Source organism: Anoxybacillus sp. LAT27, from assembly GCF_022030075.1.
GTDB lineage: Bacteria > Bacillota > Bacilli > Bacillales > Anoxybacillaceae > Anoxybacillus > Anoxybacillus kestanbolensis.
Genome location: NZ_JAIWYK010000051.1, coordinates 1 through 602, shown reverse-complemented (window position 1 = coordinate 602; position 602 = coordinate 1). Strand labels below are relative to the sequence as shown.

The 602-nt window shown below is 55.6% G+C and carries 3 tRNA genes and 1 rRNA gene; all 4 read right to left on the bottom strand.

Features of this window, described 5'->3' with window-relative positions:
- Positions 1 to 72: 72 nt before the first annotated feature.
- Positions 73 to 147: transfer RNA gene (locus tag LD028_RS02480), tRNA-Gly, on the bottom strand.
- 4 nt (positions 148 to 151) lie between these two features.
- Positions 152 to 232: transfer RNA gene (locus LD028_RS02475), tRNA-Leu, on the bottom strand.
- A gap of 4 nt (positions 233 to 236) precedes the next feature.
- A tRNA-Lys gene (locus LD028_RS02470) sits at positions 237 to 312 on the bottom strand.
- Between the two features lie 7 nt (positions 313 to 319).
- Positions 320 to 436 (bottom strand): 5S ribosomal RNA (gene rrf, locus LD028_RS02465).
- Positions 437 to 602 lie beyond the last annotated feature (166 nt).

The following is a 602-nucleotide window of genomic DNA, read 5'->3' as shown; positions in this document are numbered from 1 at the left end:
GCACGGTAGTCACCTACCGCAGGATTTTAAGTCCTGTGCGTCTGCCAATTCCGCCACCCCGGCATGGCATATTGGAGCGGAAGACGGGACTCGAACCCGCGACCCCCACCTTGGCAAGGTGGTGTTCTACCACTGAACTACTTCCGCATCATGCGGGTGGAGGGACTTGAACCCCCACGCCAGAGGCGCCAGATCCTAAGTCTGGTGCGTCTGCCAATTCCGCCACACCCGCATCATGGTGAGCCATGGAGGACTCGAACCTCCGACCCTCTGATTAAAAGTCAGATGCTCTACCTACTGAGCTAATGGCTCATTTTTTGCCCGGCAACGTCCTACTCTCGCAGGCGGTGTCCCGCCAACTACCATCGGCGCTGGAGAGCTTAACTTCCGTGTTCGGGATGGGAACGGGTGTGACCTCTCCGCCATCGTCACCGAGCAATATGTTGAAGGATGATTCCTTCAAAACTAGATAACAGAACAGTCGCCTTCGCTTTTCTTGATGTCTAGCTTCGAACTAACATCCTCCTGCGCCTTCGCTTTTTCCGTTCGACGTGCACGCACGTCTTCGTCAAAAGCTCTCGGCTCCGTCGGACGTTTTCTTG